Genomic DNA, 23,510 nt, shown 5'->3' with positions numbered 1-23,510 from the left:
CTGATGAAAATGGAAAACCCTATAAATCCAGTGGAGGAAAAATGGTTTATAATGAAATCCTAAAACGAGAAATCCCTGCGGAGTGGGAGGTGAAGTCTGTGGGAGAAATATTGAAAAAGAACAAACCTACTATAAAAATTAATGCTAAAGATTATTTATTATTTGGAAAGATACCGATTATAGACCAAAGTATAGATTTTATTTGTGGGTATACAAATAAAATAGAAAGTCTTATTGAATCTTCTGATATTCCAGCTATCATTTTTGGAGACCATACGAGAATTCTAAAATTAGTAGATTTTGATTTCGCAAGAGGTGCTGATGGTACCCAAATCTTATTTAGTAATAATAAGAAAATGCCTCAATACTTATTATATCATTCTTTATTAAAAATAGACTTATCAAATTATGGTTATGCTCGTCATTTTAAATTTTTGAAAGAACAAAAAATCTTACTTCCAAATGATAGAATTGCTGAAAAATTTGTTGGAAGTGTCAAAATACTTTATAAAAAAATGAAAATAAATAGAAATGAAATCTATCACTTACAAGCCCTCCGCGATACCCTATTACCAATGCTTATGAACGGGCAAATAGAAGTAGAATAAAAAAGAGACCAATGTTTGGTCTCTTTTTTATAGCATTGTGCTAAATTATCATTTATTACAAAATTTAAAATTATCTCATTTTTGTATCACTATACATTTAAATTATTGATAATCAAGTGACATTATTTTTGAATAAGTGAAGTAATAATTGATAAATATATTTTAATTAGCCACTGCAAATTGTAGTGGCTAATTACTTTATGGATATACTCTTGTCAATCAATCTTCTAACACAGCTTGCAGCTCCAGCCAGCGTATTTCCATCATTTCTATTTCGGAAGTAAGAGCTTCTAATTTTTCGGACAACAAAGTGATTTTCTCATAATCGGTTTCATTGTTAAGCTGTTCCATCACTATTTGCCGCTGTGCTTCCTTCTCTGGAAGCCTCTTGTCTATTTGCTCCAATTCCCTTTGCTCCTTATACGAAAGTCTTTTTTTGGACTTCTGAGTTTGTGGTTTTTCCTCCGCTATTTTTTCCGTTTCCGAAATCCCAGCTTTTTCCTGTTGGCTTTTATATTGCCTATACTCAGAGAAATTTCCTGTAAAATCTTTTACCTTGCCATTACCCTCAAAAGCTAAAACATGAGAAACAATTCTGTCCATAAAATAACGATCGTGGGAAACAATAGCCACCGTCCCCTGAAACTGAGCCAAAAAGTTTTCTAATATGGTAAGCGTAGGTAAATCCAAATCATTGGTAGGTTCATCAAAAATGAGAAAATTAGGATTTTGATAAAGGACATACATTAGGTGTAGCCTACGCTTTTCCCCACCAGAAAGCTTAGATATGAGCGAATATTGGGTTTGGTCATCAAATAAAAACAGCCTCAGAAACTGCGATGCAGAAATAGTTTTACCATTAGCCAAAGGAAAATTATCCGATATTTCTCTGATGAAATCTATCACCCGCTCATCTTCTTTATACTGAAGTCCCTTTTGTGAAAAATAACCGAAACGAATCGTCTCCCCTGTCTCTATCTCGCCTTTGTCGTAATTTTCCAAACCTTGGATAATATTGAGTAATGTAGATTTCCCTACCCCATTCTTCCCTATTATCCCTACCTTTTCCCCTCTCTGAAACTGATAAGAAAAATCATCAAGAATAATGGTATTTCCATATTTTTTAGAGATATCTCTAAGCTCTAAAATTTTCTTACCAAGCCTTTTCATTTCAAAATTCAGCTCCAAAGACTCTTTGGAAGTATTGGTTTTTGCCACCTTTTCTGTTTCATAAAAAGCCTCTATTCTGCTTTTTGATTTTGTAGTTCTTGCCTTTGGCTGCCTTCTCATCCATTCCAATTCCTTACGGTAGAGGTTATTCGCTTTATCTATTGTCGCACTTAGATTCTCCTCTCGAATCATTTTGTTCTCAAGATAAGTTGCATAGCTGCCATTATGGACATAGAGTTTTTGGTCTTCCAGCTCCCAGATTATATCACACACGCTGTCCAAGAAGTAACGGTCGTGGGTAACAAGTAAAAGCGTTATTTTTTCTTTGGACAAATAATTTTCCAACCATTCTACCATTTCCACATCCAGATGGTTCGTAGGTTCGTCCATTATCAGAAGTGTATGGCGGTGTTCCGCCCGAGTTTCCGTAAGCAGTTTTGCCAGAGCTACACGCTTGATTTGCCCTCCGGACAGCATTCCCATTTTCACCGACAAGTCATTGATTTTAAGTTGAGAAAGAATCTGCTTCATTTCGTTTTCCAAATCCCAAGCCTTATAAATTTCCATTTCAGCCAAAGCTTCTTCTATAAATTTCGTATCTGTAGAATACAAAGATTGATGGTAATTTCTTAATGCATTGATGGGGGCAGAATCCAGCTTCATCATAAATTCCTCTATGCTATCCTCTCCGTCAAAGCTAATTTCTTGGTCGAACAACACCACTTGAATATCCTTATTTACAATTACCTCTCCACCATCCGCAATTTCTCTACCGAGAATAATTTTCAGCAAAGTAGACTTCCCACTGCCATTTTTAGCTACGAGAGCGATTTTGTCCCCCTCATTGATATTAAACGAAATATCCTTGAATAAAAATTTAACACCATAAGATTTTGTCAATTGCTCTGCACTAATATAATTCATAATCTAAATAATCTTGACCAAAGGGTTAATAAATGAAAAAACTCCTACAACGAATGATGCAGGAGTTTATAATTTCTAAGAAATAAATTAAGCTTGCGGCGTATTATTGCCTCCACCTAAAACGAATGGTTCTACTTCCTTGATTTCACCAAATTGCTGCTCGTAGCTTGCTACATTTTGCTGAAGTGCATTAAGAATTCTTTTAGCGTGAAGAGGTGCCAAAATAACTCTTGATCTCACTTTCGCTTGTTGCACCCCTGGCATTAGCTGGATAAAATCTAATACGAACTCAGACGGAGAGTGGTTTACCAATGCTAAGTTAGCATAAACGCCTGCCGCTACTACTTCGTTCAATTCAATGTTGATGTTGTTTGGATCTTGGTTTTGATTGTTGTCCATAATCTTTTTATTTTTTGTGTTAAAGTTTGAAAGGTTAAAGATAAGAAACAATCTCGAACCTTTCAAACATTTTTTAATATTTATTCTAATTATTTCATATCTTCAAACTCCTTATTTGAACCTACGATATAATGTTGATAGTCTTTAAGTCCTGTACCGGCAGGAATTCTGTGTCCTACGATTACATTTTCTTTAAGACCATTCAGCTCATCTACTTTACCGGATACAGCCGCTTCGTTAAGCACCTTAGTTGTTTCTTGGAAAGACGCTGCAGACATAAATGATTTCGTCTGAAGTGCCGCTCTGGTAATACCCTGAAGAACAGGATGAGCCGTAGCCGTAAGAGCTTCTCTCACTTCTACAAGTTTCAAGTCTTCACGTCTCAACTTAAGATTCTCGTCTCTAAGCTGTCTTGCTGTAATCATTTGTCCGGCTTTAAGCTCTTTGGAATCTCCCGGATCAGTTACCACTTTCATACCGAAAACTCTTTCGTTTTCTGCTATAAAGTCTTGTTTGTGTTCCAAGCTTCCTTCAAGGAAATGCGTATCACCACCGTCCACGATTTCTACTTTGGTCATCATCTGGCGTACAATGATTTCAAAGTGCTTATCATCTATCTTCACACCTTGTAAACGATAAACCTCTTGTATCTCATTTACCAAATATTCCTGAACCGCAGTAGGACCTTTAATTGCCAAGATATCGTTAGGCGTTACAGAACCATCTGAGAGTGGCGAACCGGCTTTCACGAAATCGTTTTCCTGAACAAGAATCTGATTGGATAATTTCACCAAATACTTTTTGATTTCTCCTGTTTTAGACTCCACGATAAGCTCTCTGTTTCCTCTCTTGATTTTTCCGTAAGATACCACCCCGTCTATTTCCGTTACCACAGCCGGGTTAGATGGGTTTCTTGCTTCGAAAAGCTCGGTTACCCTTGGAAGACCTCCCGTGATATCCCCTGCTTTTGCAGACTTTCTTGGGATTTTTATCAAGACTTTACCGGCTTTGATTTTCTCTCCGTCATTAACCATCAAATGGGCTCCTACCGGTAGGTTATAAGATTTTTGTTCATTACCCTTATTATCCACTACTCTAAGTGTAGGAACGGCTTTTTTATTTCTGGACTCAGAGATTACTTTTTCTTCGAAACCGGTTTGCTCGTCTATTTCCAATTGGAAAGAAACCCCTTGAATAATATCCTCGTACTCTACTTTACCTGAAGTCTCTGCGATGATTACCGCGTTATAAGGATCCCATTTCGCAATGAGGTCTCCTTTTTTCACTTTGTCTCCCGGCTTCACAAAAATACTGGAACCATAAGGCACCTGTGCCGCCATAATAACCGTTCTGGCTGCATTGTCTGCTACCAAACGGAATTCTGTAGAACGGGATACCACAATCTCAGCTTTGTTTCCTTCTTCGTCTTCAGAGAGAACGGTTCTAATTTCGTCCATCTCTACGATACCATCTCTCCTTGCTTTGATAGACGGATCTTCGGATACATTTCCTGCCGTACCCCCTTGGTGGAAGGTTCTCAGTGTAAGCTGTGTTCCCGGCTCACCAATAGACTGTGCAGCAATTACCCCTACGGCTTCTCCCATATGAATCATCTTACCTGTCGCAAGGTTTCTTCCGTAGCATTTCGCACAAATACCTCTCTTAGCTTCACAGCTTAGTGGTGAACGCACTTCTACGGCTTCTATTCCTGCATCCTCTATTTTCTTAGCCAATTCTTCGTTGATTAACTGATCTGCTTCTACCATTAGCTCATCAGTTTCAGGATGATAAATATCGTTCAAGGCTACCCTACCAAGTATTCTTTCGGATATCCTCTCCACGATTTCATCATTTTTCTTAAGCGGTGTTACCTCTACCCCTCTCAATGTACCGCAATCGTCTTCTGTAATGATGACATCTTGTGCCACATCCACAAGTCTCCTTGTAAGGTATCCGGCATCGGCGGTTTTAAGAGCTGTATCCGCAAGACCTTTACGCGCACCGTGCGTAGAGATAAAGTACTCCAAGATAGACAGACCTTCCTTAAAGTTTGCCACAATAGGGTTTTCGATAATCTCCGCACCTACGGAACCTGCTTTTTGAGGTTTCGCCATCAGACCACGCATACCGGATAACTGACGAATCTGCTCTTTAGAACCCCTCGCACCGGAATCCAACATCATATAAACAGAGTTGAATCCGCCTTGGTCGGTTTTCATTCTTTGCATAATCATCTCGGTGAGGTTTGCATTAGTATTTGTCCAAACATCAATCACCTGGTTATAACGCTCCGTATCCGTGATAAGCCCCATATTATAGTTAGCCTTAATATCATCTACACTTTCCACGGCAGAAGAAATCATTTTTTTCTTTTCTTCCGGCACCACAATATCGGCTAAGCTAAAGGATAATCCACCTTTGAAGGCGTTTCTATATCCTAAGTCTTTCATTTTATCTAAGAAATCTACTGTCGTAGGGAAATCTGTTTCGCTAAGAATCTTACCTATGACATTTCTTAGGGACTTCTTAGTCAAAAGCTCATTAATATAGCCCACGGATTTAGGTACAATCTGATTGAACAAAATTCTACCCACAGTAGTTTCTATAAGTTTTATTTCGAGTTCTCCCTGTTCGTTTTTCACAGGAAGTTTACATTTTACTTTAGCATTAAGAGAAGCTTTTCCCTCGCTGTAAGCTATTTCTGCCTCTTCCGGCGAGTAGAATACCAATCCTTCACCTTTTACTTTGTGCTCCGGTGTAGAATGAGCCTCTTTAGTCATAAAATAAAGCCCAAGTACCATATCCTGAGATGGCACCGTGATAGGGGAACCATTGGCAGGGTTAAGGACATTCTGAGAACCTAACATCAACAATTGAGCTTCAAGAATCGCCTCTGGTCCTAATGGTAAGTGTACCGCCATCTGGTCCCCGTCAAAGTCGGCATTGAAGGCTGTAGTTACCAATGGGTGCAGCTGAATCGCCTTACCCTCAATCATTTTTGGCTGGAATGCTTGGATACCCAAACGGTGAAGCGTAGGTGCCCTATTGAGAAGAACCGGGTGTCCTTTCATTACATTTTCCAAAATATCGTAAACCACAGGTTCTTTTCTATCGATAATTCTCTTCGCAGATTTCACTGTTTTCACAATACCTCTCTCTATCAATTTTCTGATGATAAAAGGTTTGTAAAGCTCTGCAGCCATATCCTTAGGAATACCGCATTCGTGAAGTTTAAGCGTAGGACCTACCACGATTACAGAACGCGCAGAGTAGTCTACCCTTTTACCTAAGAGGTTCTGACGGAAACGCCCTTGCTTACCTTTTAATGAATCTGAAAGCGATTTAAGCGGACGGTTGGACTCTGATTTTACGGCAGATGATTTTCTGGTATTATCAAATAATGAATCCACAGACTCCTGAAGCATACGCTTTTCATTTCTAAGGATAACTTCCGGTGCTTTGATTTCCATTAATCTTTTCAGACGGTTGTTTCTAATGATTACCCTACGGTAAAGGTCATTAAGATCCGAAGTCGCAAAACGCCCTCCATCCAATGGCACCAAAGGTCTCAGCTCCGGTGGTATCACAGGAAGTACACGCATCACCATCCATTCAGGGCGGTTAATCATTCTGGTATTGGCATCTCTCAATGCTTCTACCACAGATAATCTTTTTAGCGCTTCTGTTCTTCTTTGTTTAGAAGTTTCGTTGTGTGCTTTGTGTCTTAGCTCATAAGATAAATCATCAAGGTTAATTCTTTTCAAAAGTTCTTCTACCGCCTCGGCACCCATTTTAGCGATAAACTTATTAGGGTCGCTATCGTCCAAATATTGGTTTTCCTGAGGCAGTCTATCCAATACATCTAAGTATTCTTCCTCTGTCAAGAACTCCATTTCTTCGAACTCCGAGCCATCTTCTTTTCTTGCTATCCCTTGTTGGATTACGACATATCTTTCGTAGTAGATAATCATATCCAATTTTTTGGAAGGCAATCCTAAAAGGTACCCGATTTTATTCGGTAAAGAACGGAAGTACCAAATGTGCGCCACAGGAACTACCAAATTGATATGTCCTATACGCTCACGACGAACTTTTTTCTCCGTAACTTCTACCCCACAGCGGTCGCAAACAATTCCTTTGTAACGAATTCTTTTATACTTACCGCAAGCACATTCATAATCCTTTACAGGACCAAAAATTTTCTCACAAAATAGACCATCTCTTTCAGGCTTGTGAGTTCTATAGTTAATGGTTTCAGGTTTTAGAACCTCCCCTCTTGATTCTTGAAGAATAGATTCCGGGGATGCTAATCCTATAGAGATTTTACTAAATCTACTTGTTTTATTTTTATTTGACATTAATTTAGATTTTAGATTTTTAGACTTTAGATTTTAGATTATTTTTTGGTGTAATACATCCAAAAGACATAATTAAAATTTAAAATTATTCTTCAAGTTTTACATCAAGTCCTAAACCTTGCAACTCGTGAAGCAATACATTGAAGGATTCCGGAATTCCCGGTTCAGGCATTGCCTCTCCTTTAGCAATCGCTTCGTAAGTTTTCGCTCTACCAATCACATCATCAGACTTCACGGTAAGGATTTCTCTAAGGATATTCGATGCACCGAAAGCCTCAAGTGCCCAAACCTCCATCTCTCCGAAACGCTGTCCTCCAAACTGTGCCTTACCACCAAGCGGCTGCTGAGTAATAAGTGAGTATGGTCCAATAGAACGCGCGTGCATCTTATCATCTACCATGTGTCCGAGTTTCAACATATAGATTACCCCTACTGTAGCTGGCTGCGTAAATCTCTCTCCGGTACCACCGTCATAGAGGTAAGTATTTCCATAGATTGGAAGTCCTGCCTTGTCGGTATATTCGGTAATCTGATCCAATTTTGCACCATCAAAGATTGGCGTTGCAAATTTAAGCCCAAGTTTCTTACCTGCCCATCCAAGTACAGTTTCATAGATCTGTCCAATGTTCATACGAGACGGTACCCCGAGCGGGTTAAGCACGATATCTACAGGTGTTCCATCTTCTAAGAATGGCATATCTTCTTCGCGGACAATTCTGGAAACGATACCTTTGTTACCGTGTCGTCCTGCCATTTTATCCCCTACATTAAGTTTACGCTTTTTAGCGATGTAAACTTTAGCCAATTTCACAATTCCGGAAGGCAATTCGTCTCCGATAGAAGTAGCGTACTTCTCACGGTTTTTCATTCCTTGGATATCGTTGTACTTGATTTTGTAGTTATGGATAAGCTGTTTGATCAATTCGTTTTTATCTGTATCTACAGTCCAATCAGAGCCGCTTACATTTACATAATCCTCTACACTCTGAAGAAGCTTCATTGTAAATTTGGCTCCTTTAGGGATAATCTCCTCTTGAAGGTCATTGTTTACCCCTTGAGAAGTTTTACCATTTACAATGGTATTAAGTTTCTCCAACAATACATTCCTCAAATCGTTTAGTTTGATTCTGTATTCGTTTTCGATTTCTTCTAATTTTATTTTCTCTTCGGCTCTTTTCTTTTTATCTTTAATGTTTCTGCTGAACAGTTTTTTACCGATTACTACACCTCTTAGGGAAGAGTCTGCTTTTAGCGATGCATCTTTCACATCACCGGCTTTATCCCCGAAGATTGCTCTAAGAAGTTTCTCTTCCGGCGTAGGGTCTGATTCTCCTTTCGGTGTAATTTTACCAATAAGGATATCGCCAGGCTTCACTTCCGCACCGATTCTAATCATACCGTTTTCGTCCAAGTCTTTGGTAGCCTCTTCGGAAACATTCGGAATATCAGAAGTAAGCTCTTCCATACCCAATTTGGTATCTCTTACTTCCAAAGAATACTCATCTACATGGATAGAGGTAAACCAGTCGTTACGAACCACTTTTTCATTGATCACAATCGCATCCTCGAAGTTGTATCCTTTCCAAGGCATAAATGCTACCACAAGGTTTCTACCAAGAGCGAGTTCTCCATTTTCCGTTGCATACCCTTCGCAAAGCACTTGTCCTTTTTCTACTCTATCGCCTATTCTTACAATTGGTTTTAGCGTAATGGTCGTAGATTGGTTGGTTTTCCTGAATTTTGTCAATTTATATGTTTTAGTAGCAGATTCAAAGCTTACAAGGTCTTCATCTTCACTTCTATCATATTTTATAACAATTTCATTAGCATCTACATACTCTACTACCCCACCTCTTTCAGCATTGATTAAGATTCTAGAGTCTTTTGCCACTTGCTTTTCAAGCCCTGTACCTACGATAGGTGCCTGAGGTTTAAGCAATGGCACTGCCTGACGCATCATGTTTGATCCCATCAGTGCACGGTTCGCATCATCGTGTTCAAGGAACGGAATAAGAGATGCCGAGATACCGGAAATCTGGTTTGGCGCCACATCTATTAAATCGACTTGCTCTGGTTCTACTACCGGATAATCACCATCTAAACGGGCTATAATTCTATCGGTCAAGAATTTACCATCGTCATCCAGCTCCACATTCGCTTGGGCAATGATTTTAGATTCTTCATCTTCTGCATTAAGGAATATCGGTGTAGATTTCAGACTTACTTTTCCATTTTCAACTTTTCGGTATGGCGTTTCAATAAATCCTAAATTATTTATTTTAGCATATATTCCCAAAGACGAAATCAACCCAATGTTCGGCCCTTCCGGTGTTTCTATCGGACAAATTCTTCCGTAGTGGGTATGGTGAACATCTCGAACCTCAAACCCTGCACGCTCTCTGGAAAGCCCACCCGGACCTAACGCTGATAATCTGCGCTTGTGCGTAATCTCAGAAAGTGGATTCGTCTGGTCCATAAACTGAGAAAGCTGGTTGGTTCCGAAGAATGAATTAATCACAGAAGTCAAGGTCTTAGCATTTACCAAATCCATCGGCGTGAAGATCTCGTTATCACGAACATTCATTCTCTCTCTGATAGTTCTGGCTATTCTGGAAAGCCCTACACCAAACTGACCTGCAAGCTGCTCTCCTACTGTTCTAATTCTTCTGTTAGAGAGGTGGTCTATATCATCTACCTCCGCTTTAGAATTTGCAAGCTCTATAAGGTGCTTCACGATGCTGATAATATCCTCTTTGGTAAGTACCTGCGTGTTTTCATCTACATTAAGACCAAGTTTTTTGTTCAATCTGTAACGCCCTACTTCACCAAGAGAATACCTCTGCTCCGAGAAGAATAATTTATCTATAATTCCTCTTGCTGTTTCGTCATCTGGCGGTTCAGCATTTCTTAACTGGCGATAGATATAATCCACCGCTTCTTTTTCCGAGTTGGTAGGGTCTTTTTGTAATGTATTTTGGATAATGGAAAACTCTTTATTATTTTCCTTGTGAATCAAAATTGTTTTAACACCAGAATCTAAAATAAGATCCAAATGCTCTTTATCCAAAACGGTTTCTCTATCAAGTATAATTTCATTTCTTTCCAAAGATACTACTTCTCCTGTATCTTCATCTACGAAATCTTCGAACCAAGTGTTCAACACTCTTGCTGCCAAAGTTCTACCCTCCACTTTTTTCAGTGCAGCTTTAGATACTTTTACCTCTTCTGCCAAATCGAATATCTGGAGAATTTCTTTATCCGACTCGTAGCCAATGGCTCTAAGCAAAGTCGTAAGCGGTAATTTTTTCTTACGGTCGATATAAGCATACATTACGCTGTTGATATCCGTCGTAAACTCCATCCAAGAACCTTTGAAAGGAATAATTCTAGAATAGTAAAGTTTCGTACCATTAGCGTGATAAGTCTGCCCGAAGAACACCCCCGGAGATCTATGTAATTGTGTTACGATTACCCTTTCAGCACCATTGATGATAAAGGAACCACTAGGCGTCATATAAGGCACAGGACCTAAGTACACATCTTGCACCACAGTTTCAAACTCCTCGTGCTCCGGATCTGTACAATATAGTTTCAATCTCGCCTTAAGCGGCACAGAATAAGTAAGTCCTCTCTCTACACACTCGTCTATAGAGTAACGAGGAGAATCTACCAAATAATCCAAAAACTCTAAAACAAATTGATTGCGAGAATCTGTGATTGGAAAATTTTCCTGAAAGGTTTTGTAAAGTCCTTCGTGTACCCTTTGTTCCGGGAGGGTATCAAGCTGAAAAAACTCTTTAAAGGATTCAATCTGAATATCCAAAAAATCCGGAGCTTCGATCTTCCCTTTTGCTGAAGAGAAATTGATTCTCTGATTTTCTTGAGTTTTTTTTGTCGTCTTTGTTTTACTCATAAAACTTAGATAATGTTGAATGTTAAAAAATATTTTGTTGACACTTACAAAAAATATCAGATAGTAAATTTAAAATAACGGCGTGCAGGCGGAAACTGAGTGAGCTATTGTAAAACCTTGGTCACGCTGAATTATTAAAAACAACTTTCTAACTGCAACACCGGTATATCTTTTCACGGCGTAGTGCAAAATATTTTTTTTACTTTTAGTCTTACTTTAAAAGGCACACAAACACAAAAGCCCTAACCCACTAAGGATTAGAGTATTAAATAAATTTCACTTCTGTTATAAATGCATCTCACTCAAAGTAAACCACAAATATATGATTTTCCTCTCTAAAAATCCAAATTATTTTACAAAAAAATCATTTAAAAATTTAAGTATTTTAAATAGTTTTCTAAAAGCCTTCTAATTTACTCCACTACCACAGGATTTGTAAAATGTACGCAGTAATTTAATTTCCTTAAATCCAACCCCGACTCATAAACCAGCCATTTTGCAACTACTAAACCATCTAACGCAAGATTCCCGTCTTCATCCAACCCTAAATCATTATCAAAACTAATAAAATCAGGCAGCCCATTTTGTTGGATATAATCTACAAACTCTTGCACTAAATCAAACTCCTCTTTTTCTACCTTAGGATAAATCATATCAACCGTACAGACATCTGTTTTTAGTTGCAAAAATAGTAGAGAATAGCAACAATATAAGTCGGTGAAAATTCTTTAATCTAACTGGCAGTTTTAATTATGTAATTTCAATACTACATCTGACTGAGTTCCGATACGGCATTTCCCACCCCAGATCCCCATACCTGAAGAAACATAAATCAAGGTATTCCTTTTTTCATTTTACCGTAAGCTAATTCGTATATTGCATCCTCTATCCACGATATTGGCCACACCTGTCCATAATGGGTATGTCCACTAAACTGGAAATCTACATTTTGAGCTTCTGTCTCTTCTAGATGGAAAGGCTGATGATCCAACAAAATTATAAAATGGGATACTTGAATATTACGTATCAAACTATCCAACGATTTCCGACTTCCATTAGTACAATCATCTCTACCAATAATATCTATCCCGTCTATACTCACGGTTTCATCACGCAAAAGGTGAATATCCGCCTTTTTATAGAATTCTTCTGATTTTCTTTGGAAGAAGCATAGTATTCGTGGTTTCCCAAACAAGCAAAAACAGGTGCATTGATTTGCCTAAGCATCTCCGCCATTCCATCGTGAACCAGCGGACGGATACTCCGATCTATAATATCACCACCTATAAGCACCAAATCCGGGTTTTCTTTATTTATCATATTTATCCAACGCTTCAATTCCGAAGCCCTATTATGATAACCTAAGTGAAGATCCGATAACAGCACTATCATCAATGGGCGTTCTAACTTTTTGGCGGTAACTATATCTAATGACACTCTTGCCTTTTGATTGTATTTCCAATAGCCATATCCAAATATAGAGGACATCAATACCAACAAAACAATAGAGCCTATCCAGCTATGACAAACCCAATGCGATGGAATAAGATGAAATCCATAAGCAATATCCGCCAATAGAAACACCATTGTGAGATAAAGCAATAAGACAATCCATGTAGTTCCTATTCCATAAACTCAAACTGCCAGATCCATCGGAAGTTGCTCTATAACACCGCTTAGATAAATGAACAAACAGCCTAATGCCAATAAAATAGCAGACACAGAAAGTACTCTGCCTAACAAGCCAAAAGGGACAAGTGTCCATACACGCCACGCTACATAAAAATTAGCTCCTATAAACAAGGAAAACATCAATATAAAAAGTGATTTCATCATAGTACTTCTGTACTAATAATCATTAATAAACATCGTAAAACATTCCTCTACAAAAACCAAACCAATATTTACAAATACAAAAAAGCACCCTTGTATAAGAGTGCTTTAATCGTATAGAAAGTATATGAATTATTTTAATTCCACTTCTGCACCAGCTTCTTCTAATTGTTTTTTAAGAGCTTCTGCTTCGTCTTTAGTTACACCTTCTTTGATTGGAGCAGGAGCCCCATCTACTAAGTCTTTAGCTTCTTTAAGACCAGCACCAGTCAAGTCTTTTACTAATTTTACAATAGCCAATTTAGAAGCACCTGCAGATTTCAAGATTACATCAAATTCTGTTTTCTCTTCTGCAGCTTCACCAGCACCACCGGCAGCAGCAACTACAGTAGCAGCAGCAGGTTCGATACCATACTCATCCTTAAGGATCTGAGCTAATTCATTTACATCTTTTACAGTAAGGTTTACAAGCGTTTCCGCTAAATTTTTCAAATCTGACATTTTTTTTAATGTTTTTGTTGTTAACGATTTATTTTTATTTTTTTTGAGTGTCTTTTTAATTAAAAAGGCTTACTCGGCTCCTTCTTTCATTTTATCCTGATTTTGCAATGCAGAAAGTATATTTCTGATTGGAGATTGAAGTAATCCGATGATATCTCCGATAACTTCTTCTTTGGATTTGAGGTTTGCCAATGTATCCAATTTATCATCTCCTATATAAAATACCTCATCTAATACTGCAGATTTAAGAGCAGGGATAGACTCCTTTTTTCTAAAATCTTTAATCAGTTTAGCCGGTGCATTTGCTTTTTCAGAAACCATCAAAACAGAATTACCTTTGAAAGTAGAGAACATTTCGGAGTAGTCTAATCCCTCCATTTGTTCCATAGCCTTTCTAAGCAAAGTGTTTTTTACCACTTTCAGTTTGATATTATTCTTGAATGCTCTTCTTCTAAAATCTGAAGTAGCAGCAGCATTCATTCCCTCAAGATTTGCCACATATACATTTTTAGCATCTTGCAGCATATCTTTTATCTCTTGTATTACTATTACTTTTTCTTCTTTAGTCATTGTATTCAGATTTTAGTTTACAGATTTAGTATCAATTGCTATACCTGGACTCATTGTAGAAGAAAGGTAAATGCTTTTCACATAGGTTCCTTTAGCTGCCGTAGGTTTCATTTTGATTAAAGTTTGGATAAGCTCTTGAGCATTTTCTTTAATCTTATCGGCATCAAAAGACACCTTACCTATCGCCGCGTGAACGATACCGTATTTATCTACTTTGAAATCTATTTTACCAGCTTTCACTTCAGATACAGCTTTACCTATCTCCATAGTTACAGTTCCGGATTTAGGGTTTGGCATAAGACCTCTTGGCCCTAACACTCTACCTAATGGTCCTAATTTCCCCATAACTGCAGGCATTGTAACGATAACATCCACATCTGTCCATCCGGATTTGATTTTTTCAAGATACTCATCTAACCCTACGAAATCTGCACCTGCTGCCTTAGCTTCCGCTTCTTTATCTGGAGTTACCAATGCTAAAACTTTAACATCCTTACCGGTTCCGTGAGGTAAAGATACCACCCCTCTCACCATTTGGTTTGCTTTTCTTGGGTCAACGCCTAATCTCACAGCGATATCTACAGAAGCATCAAATTTTGTGATATTTACTTCCTTCACCAAAGCCGATGCTTCTTCCAGGCTGTAAAGTTTATTTTTTTCTATCTTAGTAGAAACTTCTTTTTGCTTTTTAGTTAATCTTGCCATTGAATTGTTTTTAAGCGTTAGTAGGTTTAGTACCTGTTACTTTCAATCCCATTGATCTTGCTGTACCAGCGATCATACTCATTGCAGAATCCAATGTAAAGCAGTTAAGGTCTGCCATTTTATCTTCTGCTATTTTTTGCACTTGTTCCCAAGATACACTACCTACTTTATTTCTGTTTGGCTCACCAGAACCTTTTTTCAGTTTAGAAGCTTCTAAAAGCTGAACTGCAGCAGGCGGAGTTTTAATAACGAAGTCAAAAGATTTATCTTCGTAAACAGTAATAATCACAGGCAATACCTGTCCGGGCTTATCTTGAGTTCTTCCATTGAATTGTTTACAAAACTCCATAATGTTAACACCTGCAGAACCTAATGCCGGACCTACTGGCGGTGAAGGGTTAGCAGCGCCACCTTTCACTTGGAGTTTTACCATTTTAAAGACTTTCTTTGCCATGTTTAGTTTTTGATTAAATTTAATTTATAAAATGTGGAAGCATTTTTATATTGTAAATGTGTTCATTAGAATACTCCTTCTCACAATGATATACTCCGAACCCAATTACGGACTGCAAAATTAGTAATATTTTTTTAACCGACAAGTTTTTAATAAATAATTTTTCATCTCATTTTTTTTCCAAAAAATTTCCCAAACTTATTCTTTAAAGTATACAGGAAATAATTATAGAAAATTCTATAATCAAATCCTGATGTACGAAAAATCAACATTTCCTCCACTTTTAATTTCCTCAATTCTTTTGCTGTTCTGTACATTTTTCTTCTGATCATATTGATTTTCGATTCTCTTTTTGCTTCTTCAGAAAACAAACTCGCATTGTAGTAGTATATGGCATAGGCATTATATATTACATCCACTTCTTTTGTTTCCCAGCTTTTAGCACAAAAATATTCTTGAGGATAATAAGACCTTCATCATAATCCTTTTTCCAAGTTCCATCTAATACAATTACTTTTTCGACAATTACTTTTTTTATAATCTATAGGTCCTTGTAAAGTCGCTATTTATAGTTCCATCTCCATTAACGAAATGTCTATCTTTATACAAATTATAGACATCGTTTACCATCTGTCCATTTTTCTCGCTTGCTATAAAACCAACATTTGGAAAATTATAATCTTCATAACAAATTATAGATTTAGCATCCAGCATATCTTCCGGTATAGGTTTGATAAATTACACATCTGTATCCAAATAAATCCCGCCATATTCCTTTAGCACATGATTCCTAAGAACATCTACTACAAATCCATATTTTTTAACTTCACAACACTCCTTAACAAACTGATGAGAGTTAATGTCAAAATTCTTTTCATTCCACTCCATTATTTCAAAACCGGGAAAATTTCTCTTCCACGATTCTATACAAACCTTAGCTAATTCCGGAAGAGGCTTACCGCCAAACCAACAATAGTGAATAATTTTAGGTATCGTAATGTAACTTTAATATTATTTTTTTGAAATACAGCACGCAAGTTACACTTTTTTTGATAAAACATTAGCTTTGCTAATAAACACGAGCTACAAATAAAGCCCATTGTAAAAAAGATAATTATTTCCCGAAAAGCCAGTTTAACACGAATATTTTTTCCATCTATTTTATTGATAATTCAAAATATTTCGTATCTGTTTAATGCTCTATAAATCTTTTTTTCTGAACTTTATCAAACTAAGCAAAAAAGGAATAGCCATCCATACGATAAGAATAAAAACAGAAATAAGAACACCCTTTCCAGTTCCAAAAATTTCTTTAAATATAGCTCCGGAATACCCCAACATATTGGAAATATCCAATTCTAACTGTACAAAAATTCTGGTCAGTCCGATAGGACTTAAAGCCGATAATACAACCATCAATTTCTCGATAGGATAATCCGAGAACTGATACATCATTATCAACAAAATACTATCATAAATAATATTAAAAAATATCCAAATAAAAATTGCAATCCCAATTCCTTTTGCTCTATCCTTACTGGATATAGCCGACAGCATAGCTAAAGCTACAAAATCTACAGTAAGCAGTGTTCCTCCGATGAGGATCGACAGCCCATATTCTAAGGAAGAATAAATCAAAATCGGCAAACCGCAGCCCACTAAAAAAGCCAAAACCAAAGAGCCCAAAAGCCCAATGAAAATCCCTGTCCAAATAACATTCCTATGAATCGGCTGAGTAGATAACAACTCTATAAACTGACTACTGTTGTAAATATAAATAATAGAAAACAAAAGACTTAGCAATGGTACAACAAATAAAATAATATTTAATAGATTTAGATTTGCTTTAGCCTGATTAGCTTCCAGCCCCAATACAGACCAAGAGATAATAAAAAGCAAAGCAGTATATACCAAAATTACTTTATTTTTAAGAATATCGGTGAAAATAAATTGAGCAATTTTAAACATATTGAAGTTGTTTTAAAATACTTGTAATAGCTTGAGAAATTTTTTCTTCTTTTGTTTGAGATTTTAGTGTTTCTACATCTTGGTGAAACATTACCTTTCCTTCTGACAAAAAGACCACCTCGTTGATAATATCATCTAATTCGCTCAATAAATGAGAAGTGATGATAATGAGCTTCCCTTTTTGCCTTTCTTTTATGATTTTATTTTTAAGAATTTCTGATGCCAAAGGATCTAATCCTGCTGTAGGTTCATCTAAAATAATGATATTCGGATTAAACATAAATGCTATCACCGCACTTACTTTTTGAATGGTTCCTCCGGAGAGACTTCCCATTTTTTTCTGATACAAATCTTGGATATGGTATTGCTCGAAAAGCTCCATATCCCGCTCACCTTTATACGCTCGATTTTTTATAATCATATCCAGAGTCTCCTTTATTGTCATATTCTCCGGATATTTACCAAACTGAGGCATATAGCCGATATCTTCTCGGTAAAGATAATCTTCTGCCACATCTTTTTGATTTACGAAGATATGACCTTCATCTATGGTATTCAGCCCAAGGATACTTTTAATTAAGCTCGTTTTGCCGCAGCCATTAGGCCCTATAAAAGCGATAGATTTCCCTTGTTTGCATTCCATACTTACATTATGCAATGCCGTAAATTTCCCAAATCTTTTCGTCAAATTTTGTATAACAATCATAAATATATCAAATTAAATCTTATTGGGTTTCATTGAAGGCTGTTCATCTACAAAGGTATCTGGTGTAAGAGTAGGCATTAGTTTTTCAGAACGATTGATAAGCTCCACAAAAAAAGTTCCAAAAAGAATCATAATCATAGGTGTTTTTTCAGACAACACAGAATAGAGACTTAGCGGATAAAAAGGGATGTCTCCTACAGCGTTTCTATCAAGATCATATCCTTCGTATTTGTCCCAATAGTTGTGTTTAAAGGTATTAAGAAAAACTGTTCCACTAGTACTAATGTCAAAAATATTATTGACAAAATTATTATTTATAAGTTTATTTTCAACACAATTTGTATTGATTTTTAATCCCCAGCCATTATTTTGAAACTGGTTATTATAAAAATCTATTTTCGAAGATCCATCTGTAAAAACACCAATAGAATTATTGCTAAAAACATTATGACTCACTTTACTAAATGTTAGTTCTTTAAGCAACAAGCCGTATACATTATCTCCCCAGTTATCCAAAAACCGGTTGTATTTCATCTTCACATTTCTACTATACATTACAGCCACTCCTGCTTCGTTATTCCGAAATACATTCCCTATATAGACATTATTATGAGAAAACATAAAATGAAGCCCATAGCGTTTGTTCTCTTGAGAATTATTTTTATAGACAAAAGTATTGTTTGCTTTTTCTAAATATATACCGTCTTTATGGCCTTTAATAAAATTATTTTTAATCCAAATATCCGAACTAGACCATACATGAATCCCATCTCCTATAAGCTCTTGAGAAGCCCCTCTGCTCGTCGTTATTTTATTGTTTTGAACCAAACACTGATATCCTCTTTGAATAGTGATTCCAAAGTAGTTATTATCAAAAATATTATTTTTTATGGTAGAAAAATGGCTGTCATAGAGTCTCACTGCTCCGATATTTCTTATCTCGTCTTTTCCTGAGTTCATTATTTTAAACCCCTCTAAGACAATATGATTAGCTCTAAAAGAAACGATTTCATACTTCATTTCGCCATCCAGAATAGGACGGTCAATTCCTATCAAAGTAATAGATTTATCAAGGTTAATATTCCCCTCTTTGTAGTGACCACCATAGACCAAAATGGTATCGCCGCTCTTGGCCTTTTTCAGAGCAGAATGGATGGTTTTATATGTTTTATTCCGCCCCACCGAGTATGTCGTCGCTTGGATATTTAATGCCGTTAAAATCCCTAAACCGCACAACCAGTATTTTAATATCGCCATATTACCAACAGTATATTATTTGAAAGTAACTTTGAATCAATTTACAAGTTCAGCATTTAATTTTTTTGCTTCGCTAATGGCTTCGTTTTTATTTTTAAAAGCTGCAGTATTCCCTCCCATAGGACTTCTCACCTCTCCTCCTGTAACTTTGGATGCCTGCTCTACAGGGAACAACTCGTGTGTTATAAAATCCGAAACATAAAGCTGGGCATGGTCTGCTTTATCCGGATTTTCATCAACAAAAGATTCCATACAGCTCAAATCATCAAATTTGTACACTCTGCCTTTTGATGTTAATAGTTCAGCACCGTATTTAGGGTCTTCAATTACCATTTTACAATGTGAGCATTGGTCTTTTCCAAAGTTAATCGGTTCCGTTTTTTTACTGCAAGATAAAACCAATAACAATAAACCTGTCCCTAACAATAGAGAAAAAATCTTTTTCATAATTTACTTTTTTTTAATTCATAAATTGATACAATAAGTAATAAAACACCTACACCAAACATAATCCAACCACCTATATCCGGACAAGAATAAGCTCCGAAATTAAGTAATTGTTTAAACCCTATAAGCGGAGGCTGGTAGGTCATTCCAGGTACTACAATAGCAGCATTAGGATTTAGATTATGCCCGTAATCATATTCCCAGAAATAAAAATCTATCATAAAACCTATCCCAAACAATAAGAAAAGAATACAAAATAAATACAATCCTATTTTTTTTCTGTGCCAAGCTATGAAAAATGCAATCATTGAAAAAAGACCGAGTATATAAGGCAAAACTCTAAATTCCCAAAAATCTTTTTGATGAATTTCTTTCATTCCGATATAATGGTTCAACCCATTTATAATTTTATAATCTCCAGAGATTTTATTTGTATACAAAAACATAGACAGCCCCTCTGGATATTGCGGTGCTTCCAAATAGATTGCCCATAGCGGTACGAAATGACATACAAGCAATCCTAAGCCGCAAACAATCATAATAACGGTAGAAGTTCTGGATAGTGTACTATTCATAATAATATTATAGTATAAATATAACGATCCAGAATATCATTTTAATATATCTGAATCGTTATAAAATATTGATTATTTAGTTGTTCCTTGTTTTACAGGACTTTGAGCATTGTCTGCCTTATTATTCAGACTATAAACCAACGGCGTAGAACTACCCGCAGGAGATACCCTCACATAGCCTTGCATCTCTTGGTGTAATGCAGAACAGAAGTCTGTACAATACATTGGCCACATTCCCGCTTTTTTAGGAATCCATTTCAGAGTACAAGTTTCTCCAGGCATAATAAGCAACTCTGCATTCTCTGCACCTTTGATTGCAAATCCATGCGGCACATCCCAGTCTTGTTCTAAGTTGGTTACATGGAAATAAACCTCATCTCCGACTTTAATCCCCTCAATGTTATCAGGAGCAAAGTGAGAGCGGATAGAAGTCATATACACATGTACTTTATTCCCTTCTCTTACAACCCTAGATTCGGATTCTCCTTTAGTAACATAAGGGTGTTTGTTTTTACTGATGTCGTAAAATTTCACTTGTTTACCCTCTATCATACTTGCCGGTAAGGCTTGTGCATAGTGTGGTTCTCCAAAAGTTGGGAAATCTAACAACAATTTCATTTTATCTCCACTGATATCATACAGCTGTGCAGACTGAGCCAATTCCGGTCCGGTTGGCAAAAATCTATCTTTTGTAATTTTGTTATAAGCTACCAGGTACTTACCAAAAGGTTTTTTGGAATCTCCTCCCGGAATCATAAGGTGTCCTACAGAGTAATAAGTAGGCTGTCTATCCAATACTTTCAATGTCTTAACATCCCATTTCACTACTTCTGAAGATACGAAGAACGAAGTATAGGCATGACCTTCATTATCAAATTCTGTATGCAATGGCCCCAAGCCCGGTTTTTGAACTTCTCCGTGTAATGTAGATTCATATTTCAGTATAGGAATTCCGTCATATTCTCCGGCAAAATCTTTATTTTCTATGGCTTTCAACATTTTTGTAAAGCTATGCACCGGAACTAAAGCGGCTAATTTACCAGAACCAACTATATACTCTCCCGTCGGATCAATATCACATCCGTGTGGTGATTTTGGTGTCGGCATAAAATAACATAAATCTTTTAAATCTTTTGTTGAAAGCATCGTAACTTCTTGCTCCATTTTAGAAGAACCAGAGTGAGTTTCTTCATTCCATTTATTATGAGCATAGCTGGTTTTCACCTTTCTACCTTTACCTGCTTTTATGTATTCTTCTGCTTTTTTCCAGTTCAATGCCATAATAAAGTCTTTGTCATTCTGAGAAGCATTTACTTCCAACAGAGTATTGGCTTGTTCTGAATTATAGCAAGAAAAGAAGAACCATCCGTGAGATTTTCCTTTACCTGCGTGCGATAAGTCAAAATTCACTCCCGGAGCTTCGATTTGAAAAGCAAGATTCATCTCTCCTGTTTTAGGATCTACCTTTACAAAAGAAATAACTCCTTTGAAATTTTCTTTGAAACTATTGATAGGGACATCTCCATTGACATCATCCGTAGGTACAGAAAAACGCGTTCCTGCTACTACATACTCTGTATTTTCTGTAATGAAAGGAGAAGAGTGGTTCCCTGCAGAGTTTGGCAATTCTAATACTTCCACGGTTTTGAAAGTATTCAAATCTATTCTTGCGATACGCGGTGTATTATTCGCGTTAGCAAAAATCCAACGCCCATCTACTTCACCGTTGGTTTGAGAGATTTCTAAGTGGTGCTGGTCGTCCCAAGGAATAAAGCCGTGAGAGGTTTCCAACATTGGTTTAGTCTCCTCGCTATAGCCATAGCCATTTTCCGGATTTACAGAGAAAATAGGCACTACTTTCAGAAGCCTGCCGCTTGGCAATCCATAGACCCCCATTTGTCCATTAAATCCACCACTCACAAAGTTATAAAACTCGTCGTGCTTTCCCGGTGCTACATAAACTTTCTCTGCAGCATCCCCAGATACTACATTTTCCGTACTTTTAGGTTTACAGCTATTCAAGAAGCACATACTCCCCAATAGCAAAGTAATCCCACCTAATGTTTTTATTGTTTTCATATCTTAAAATTAAATTATTTTGCTCCGTTAATTTGCCTCATATACTCTAAAATTTTTCTAGCATCTTCATCACTCAAGCCTTGGTTAGGCATTCTCACCATACAGATTTCCAGCTGTTTCTGAAGTTCAGGATCTTTATCAATCATCGGATCCGGATTGGTTATAAAATTCATAATCCAATACGGAGTATGCTTGTCTGTAACTCCTTTCCAGCCTGGACCTACCAGTTTTTCTTCTGTCATCTTATGGCAAGAAGTACATTTTACTTCTGCAATTTTTTGTCCCTCCGCAGCCATTGAAGCATTAAATGAACTTACATCTACATTAGATTCATCAAATTTCCCAAGTCCTTTCTTAGGATCATAGGAATTATCACTCGCACTGGTTTCAGCTGCCTCCGCAGGAGACTCTGTTACAACATCCGCATTATCGCTTTGCTTTTGCCCACCTCCACAAGACAAGGCAAATAAAGATACCACACTTACTAGAATAACATTTAGTTTTTTCATTTCAATCTATTATTTTAATTGTTTTTTTACGGTACAAATTTACTTTATACCAACAAATAAGATGTATGACCAGAGTCATAAAAAAATTATTTTTATTTTAAGAAATTTGCATTGATAAAATAATAAATTAAATATGACGATTATGAAAAAACTACTATTATGCTGCCTTGTGGGCATATCTTTGTTTTCGTGCTCAAAAAAAGAAGCTGAAAATCCTGAAAAAGAAAGCAATGTCTTATTAGAAGAACCTCAGGCAACGGAAGAGAATAAAGGAGAAGAGAAACCAGAAGGCTTGACTCTCATAGAAGGAGCAGATTGCTTGAGCTGCCATAAAATAGACTCCAAACTGGTTGGTCCGTCTTATCAAGAAATAGCAAACAAATACACCGAAGCTGATGTTGATAAACTAGCAGAAAAAGTCATCGCCGGAGGAAAAGGCTCCTGGGGAGAAGTGCCTATGACAGCACATCCAGGAATGAGTAAAGAAACAGCTCAAAAGATGGTAAAATATATTTTAAGTCTTAAAAAATAAAA

22 protein-coding genes are annotated in these 23,510 nt (G+C 36.8%); 2 read left to right on the top strand and 20 right to left on the bottom strand.

Annotated features, from left to right (window positions below):
• The coding region (locus BLS89_RS05460; RefSeq protein WP_092736478.1) for a restriction endonuclease subunit S domain-containing protein at positions 1-608 on the top strand (608 nt) is incomplete at its 5' end.
• A 219-nt stretch (positions 609-827) separates the two neighbouring features.
• Here BLS89_RS05460 and BLS89_RS05455 read toward each other — a convergent pair.
• The 20 genes from BLS89_RS05455 to BLS89_RS05360 all read right to left on the bottom strand — a co-directional run bounded on the left by BLS89_RS05455 (position 828) and on the right by BLS89_RS05360 (position 22,976).
• Complete coding sequence (locus BLS89_RS05455; RefSeq protein ID WP_092736477.1) at positions 828-2,702, bottom strand: ABC-F family ATP-binding cassette domain-containing protein; 1,875 nt, start codon at positions 2,700-2,702, stop codon at positions 828-830.
• Positions 2,703-2,789: 87 nt separating this feature from the next.
• The gene (locus BLS89_RS05450) at positions 2,790-3,101 is read right to left on the bottom strand and encodes a DUF3467 domain-containing protein (protein ID WP_092736476.1); all 312 of its coding nucleotides are present in this window, start codon (positions 3,099-3,101) and stop codon (positions 2,790-2,792) included.
• A gap of 89 nt (positions 3,102-3,190) precedes the next feature.
• On the bottom strand, positions 3,191-7,459 hold the full coding sequence (gene rpoC, locus BLS89_RS05445; protein ID WP_092736475.1) for a DNA-directed RNA polymerase subunit beta': 4,269 nt from the start codon (positions 7,457-7,459) through the stop codon (positions 3,191-3,193).
• Positions 7,460-7,544: 85 nt separating this feature from the next.
• Positions 7,545-11,372, bottom strand: a complete 3,828-nt coding sequence (gene rpoB, locus BLS89_RS05440) for a DNA-directed RNA polymerase subunit beta (protein ID WP_092736474.1) — start codon at positions 11,370-11,372, stop codon at positions 7,545-7,547.
• Positions 11,373-11,785: 413 nt separating this feature from the next.
• Positions 11,786-12,058 (bottom strand): cyclic-phosphate processing receiver domain-containing protein, encoded by a 273-nt coding sequence (locus BLS89_RS05435; protein ID WP_245688886.1) that lies wholly within the window; start codon positions 12,056-12,058, stop codon positions 11,786-11,788.
• 146 nt (positions 12,059-12,204) lie between these two features.
• A complete protein-coding gene (locus BLS89_RS10815) occupies positions 12,205-12,489 on the bottom strand; it encodes a metallophosphoesterase family protein (RefSeq protein WP_221403653.1) in 285 nt (94 codons plus the stop codon).
• Complete coding sequence (locus BLS89_RS10810; RefSeq protein ID WP_221403652.1) at positions 12,471-12,974, bottom strand: metallophosphoesterase; 504 nt, start codon at positions 12,972-12,974, stop codon at positions 12,471-12,473. The genes BLS89_RS10815 and BLS89_RS10810 overlap by 19 nt, the downstream gene beginning before the upstream one ends.
• Positions 12,975-13,007: 33 nt before the next feature.
• The gene (locus BLS89_RS10805; RefSeq protein ID WP_221403651.1) at positions 13,008-13,208 is read right to left on the bottom strand and encodes a hypothetical protein; all 201 of its coding nucleotides are present in this window, start codon (positions 13,206-13,208) and stop codon (positions 13,008-13,010) included.
• A 129-nt stretch (positions 13,209-13,337) separates the two neighbouring features.
• Complete coding sequence (gene rplL, locus BLS89_RS05425) at positions 13,338-13,706, bottom strand: 50S ribosomal protein L7/L12 (protein WP_092736472.1); 369 nt, start codon at positions 13,704-13,706, stop codon at positions 13,338-13,340.
• A gap of 69 nt (positions 13,707-13,775) precedes the next feature.
• Entirely contained in the window at positions 13,776-14,276 is a 501-nt protein-coding gene (gene rplJ / locus BLS89_RS05420) for a 50S ribosomal protein L10 (protein WP_092736471.1), read from the bottom strand.
• 12 nt (positions 14,277-14,288) lie between these two features.
• Entirely contained in the window at positions 14,289-14,981 is a 693-nt protein-coding gene (gene rplA / locus BLS89_RS05415) for a 50S ribosomal protein L1 (protein WP_092736470.1), read from the bottom strand.
• 10 nt (positions 14,982-14,991) lie between these two features.
• On the bottom strand, positions 14,992-15,435 hold the full coding sequence (gene rplK, locus BLS89_RS05410) for a 50S ribosomal protein L11 (protein WP_092736469.1): 444 nt from the start codon (positions 15,433-15,435) through the stop codon (positions 14,992-14,994).
• Between the two features lie 738 nt (positions 15,436-16,173).
• Positions 16,174-16,416: a glycosyltransferase family 32 protein gene (locus tag BLS89_RS05395; protein WP_245688889.1), complete on the bottom strand. Its 243-nt coding sequence runs from the start codon at positions 16,414-16,416 to the stop codon at positions 16,174-16,176.
• 219 nt (positions 16,417-16,635) lie between these two features.
• Positions 16,636-17,403 carry an ABC transporter permease subunit gene (locus BLS89_RS05390; RefSeq protein WP_092736465.1) on the bottom strand — a complete coding sequence of 256 codons (768 nt, stop codon included), beginning with the start codon at positions 17,401-17,403 and terminating at the stop codon, positions 16,636-16,638.
• Positions 17,396-18,109: an ABC transporter ATP-binding protein gene (locus tag BLS89_RS05385; RefSeq protein WP_092736464.1), complete on the bottom strand. Its 714-nt coding sequence runs from the start codon at positions 18,107-18,109 to the stop codon at positions 17,396-17,398. The genes BLS89_RS05390 and BLS89_RS05385 overlap by 8 nt, the downstream gene beginning before the upstream one ends.
• Before the next feature lie 12 nt (positions 18,110-18,121).
• Complete coding sequence (gene nosD / locus BLS89_RS05380; RefSeq protein WP_092736463.1) at positions 18,122-19,366, bottom strand: nitrous oxide reductase family maturation protein NosD; 1,245 nt, start codon at positions 19,364-19,366, stop codon at positions 18,122-18,124.
• Positions 19,367-19,402: 36 nt separating this feature from the next.
• A complete protein-coding gene (locus BLS89_RS05375; protein ID WP_092736462.1) occupies positions 19,403-19,813 on the bottom strand; it encodes a nitrous oxide reductase accessory protein NosL in 411 nt (136 codons plus the stop codon).
• On the bottom strand, positions 19,810-20,388 hold the full coding sequence (locus tag BLS89_RS05370) for a hypothetical protein (RefSeq protein ID WP_245688885.1): 579 nt from the start codon (positions 20,386-20,388) through the stop codon (positions 19,810-19,812). Before BLS89_RS05370 ends, BLS89_RS05375 begins: the two co-directional genes overlap by 4 nt.
• A 72-nt stretch (positions 20,389-20,460) precedes the next feature.
• Entirely contained in the window at positions 20,461-22,467 is a 2,007-nt protein-coding gene (nosZ, locus tag BLS89_RS05365; protein ID WP_092736460.1) for a Sec-dependent nitrous-oxide reductase, read from the bottom strand.
• A gap of 14 nt (positions 22,468-22,481) precedes the next feature.
• On the bottom strand, positions 22,482-22,976 hold the full coding sequence (locus tag BLS89_RS05360; RefSeq protein WP_092736459.1) for a c-type cytochrome: 495 nt from the start codon (positions 22,974-22,976) through the stop codon (positions 22,482-22,484).
• A gap of 142 nt (positions 22,977-23,118) precedes the next feature.
• Between BLS89_RS05360 and BLS89_RS05355 the strand changes: the two genes are divergently transcribed.
• Positions 23,119-23,508: a c-type cytochrome gene (locus BLS89_RS05355; RefSeq protein WP_092736483.1), complete on the top strand. Its 390-nt coding sequence runs from the start codon at positions 23,119-23,121 to the stop codon at positions 23,506-23,508.
• Positions 23,509-23,510: the final 2 nt, after the last annotated feature.

The organism is Riemerella columbipharyngis, from assembly GCF_900101995.1.
Taxonomy (GTDB): domain Bacteria; phylum Bacteroidota; class Bacteroidia; order Flavobacteriales; family Weeksellaceae; genus Riemerella; species Riemerella columbipharyngis.
Note: the sequence above shows the minus strand (reverse complement) of the source record. Positions and strands in the feature narration are given on the sequence as shown.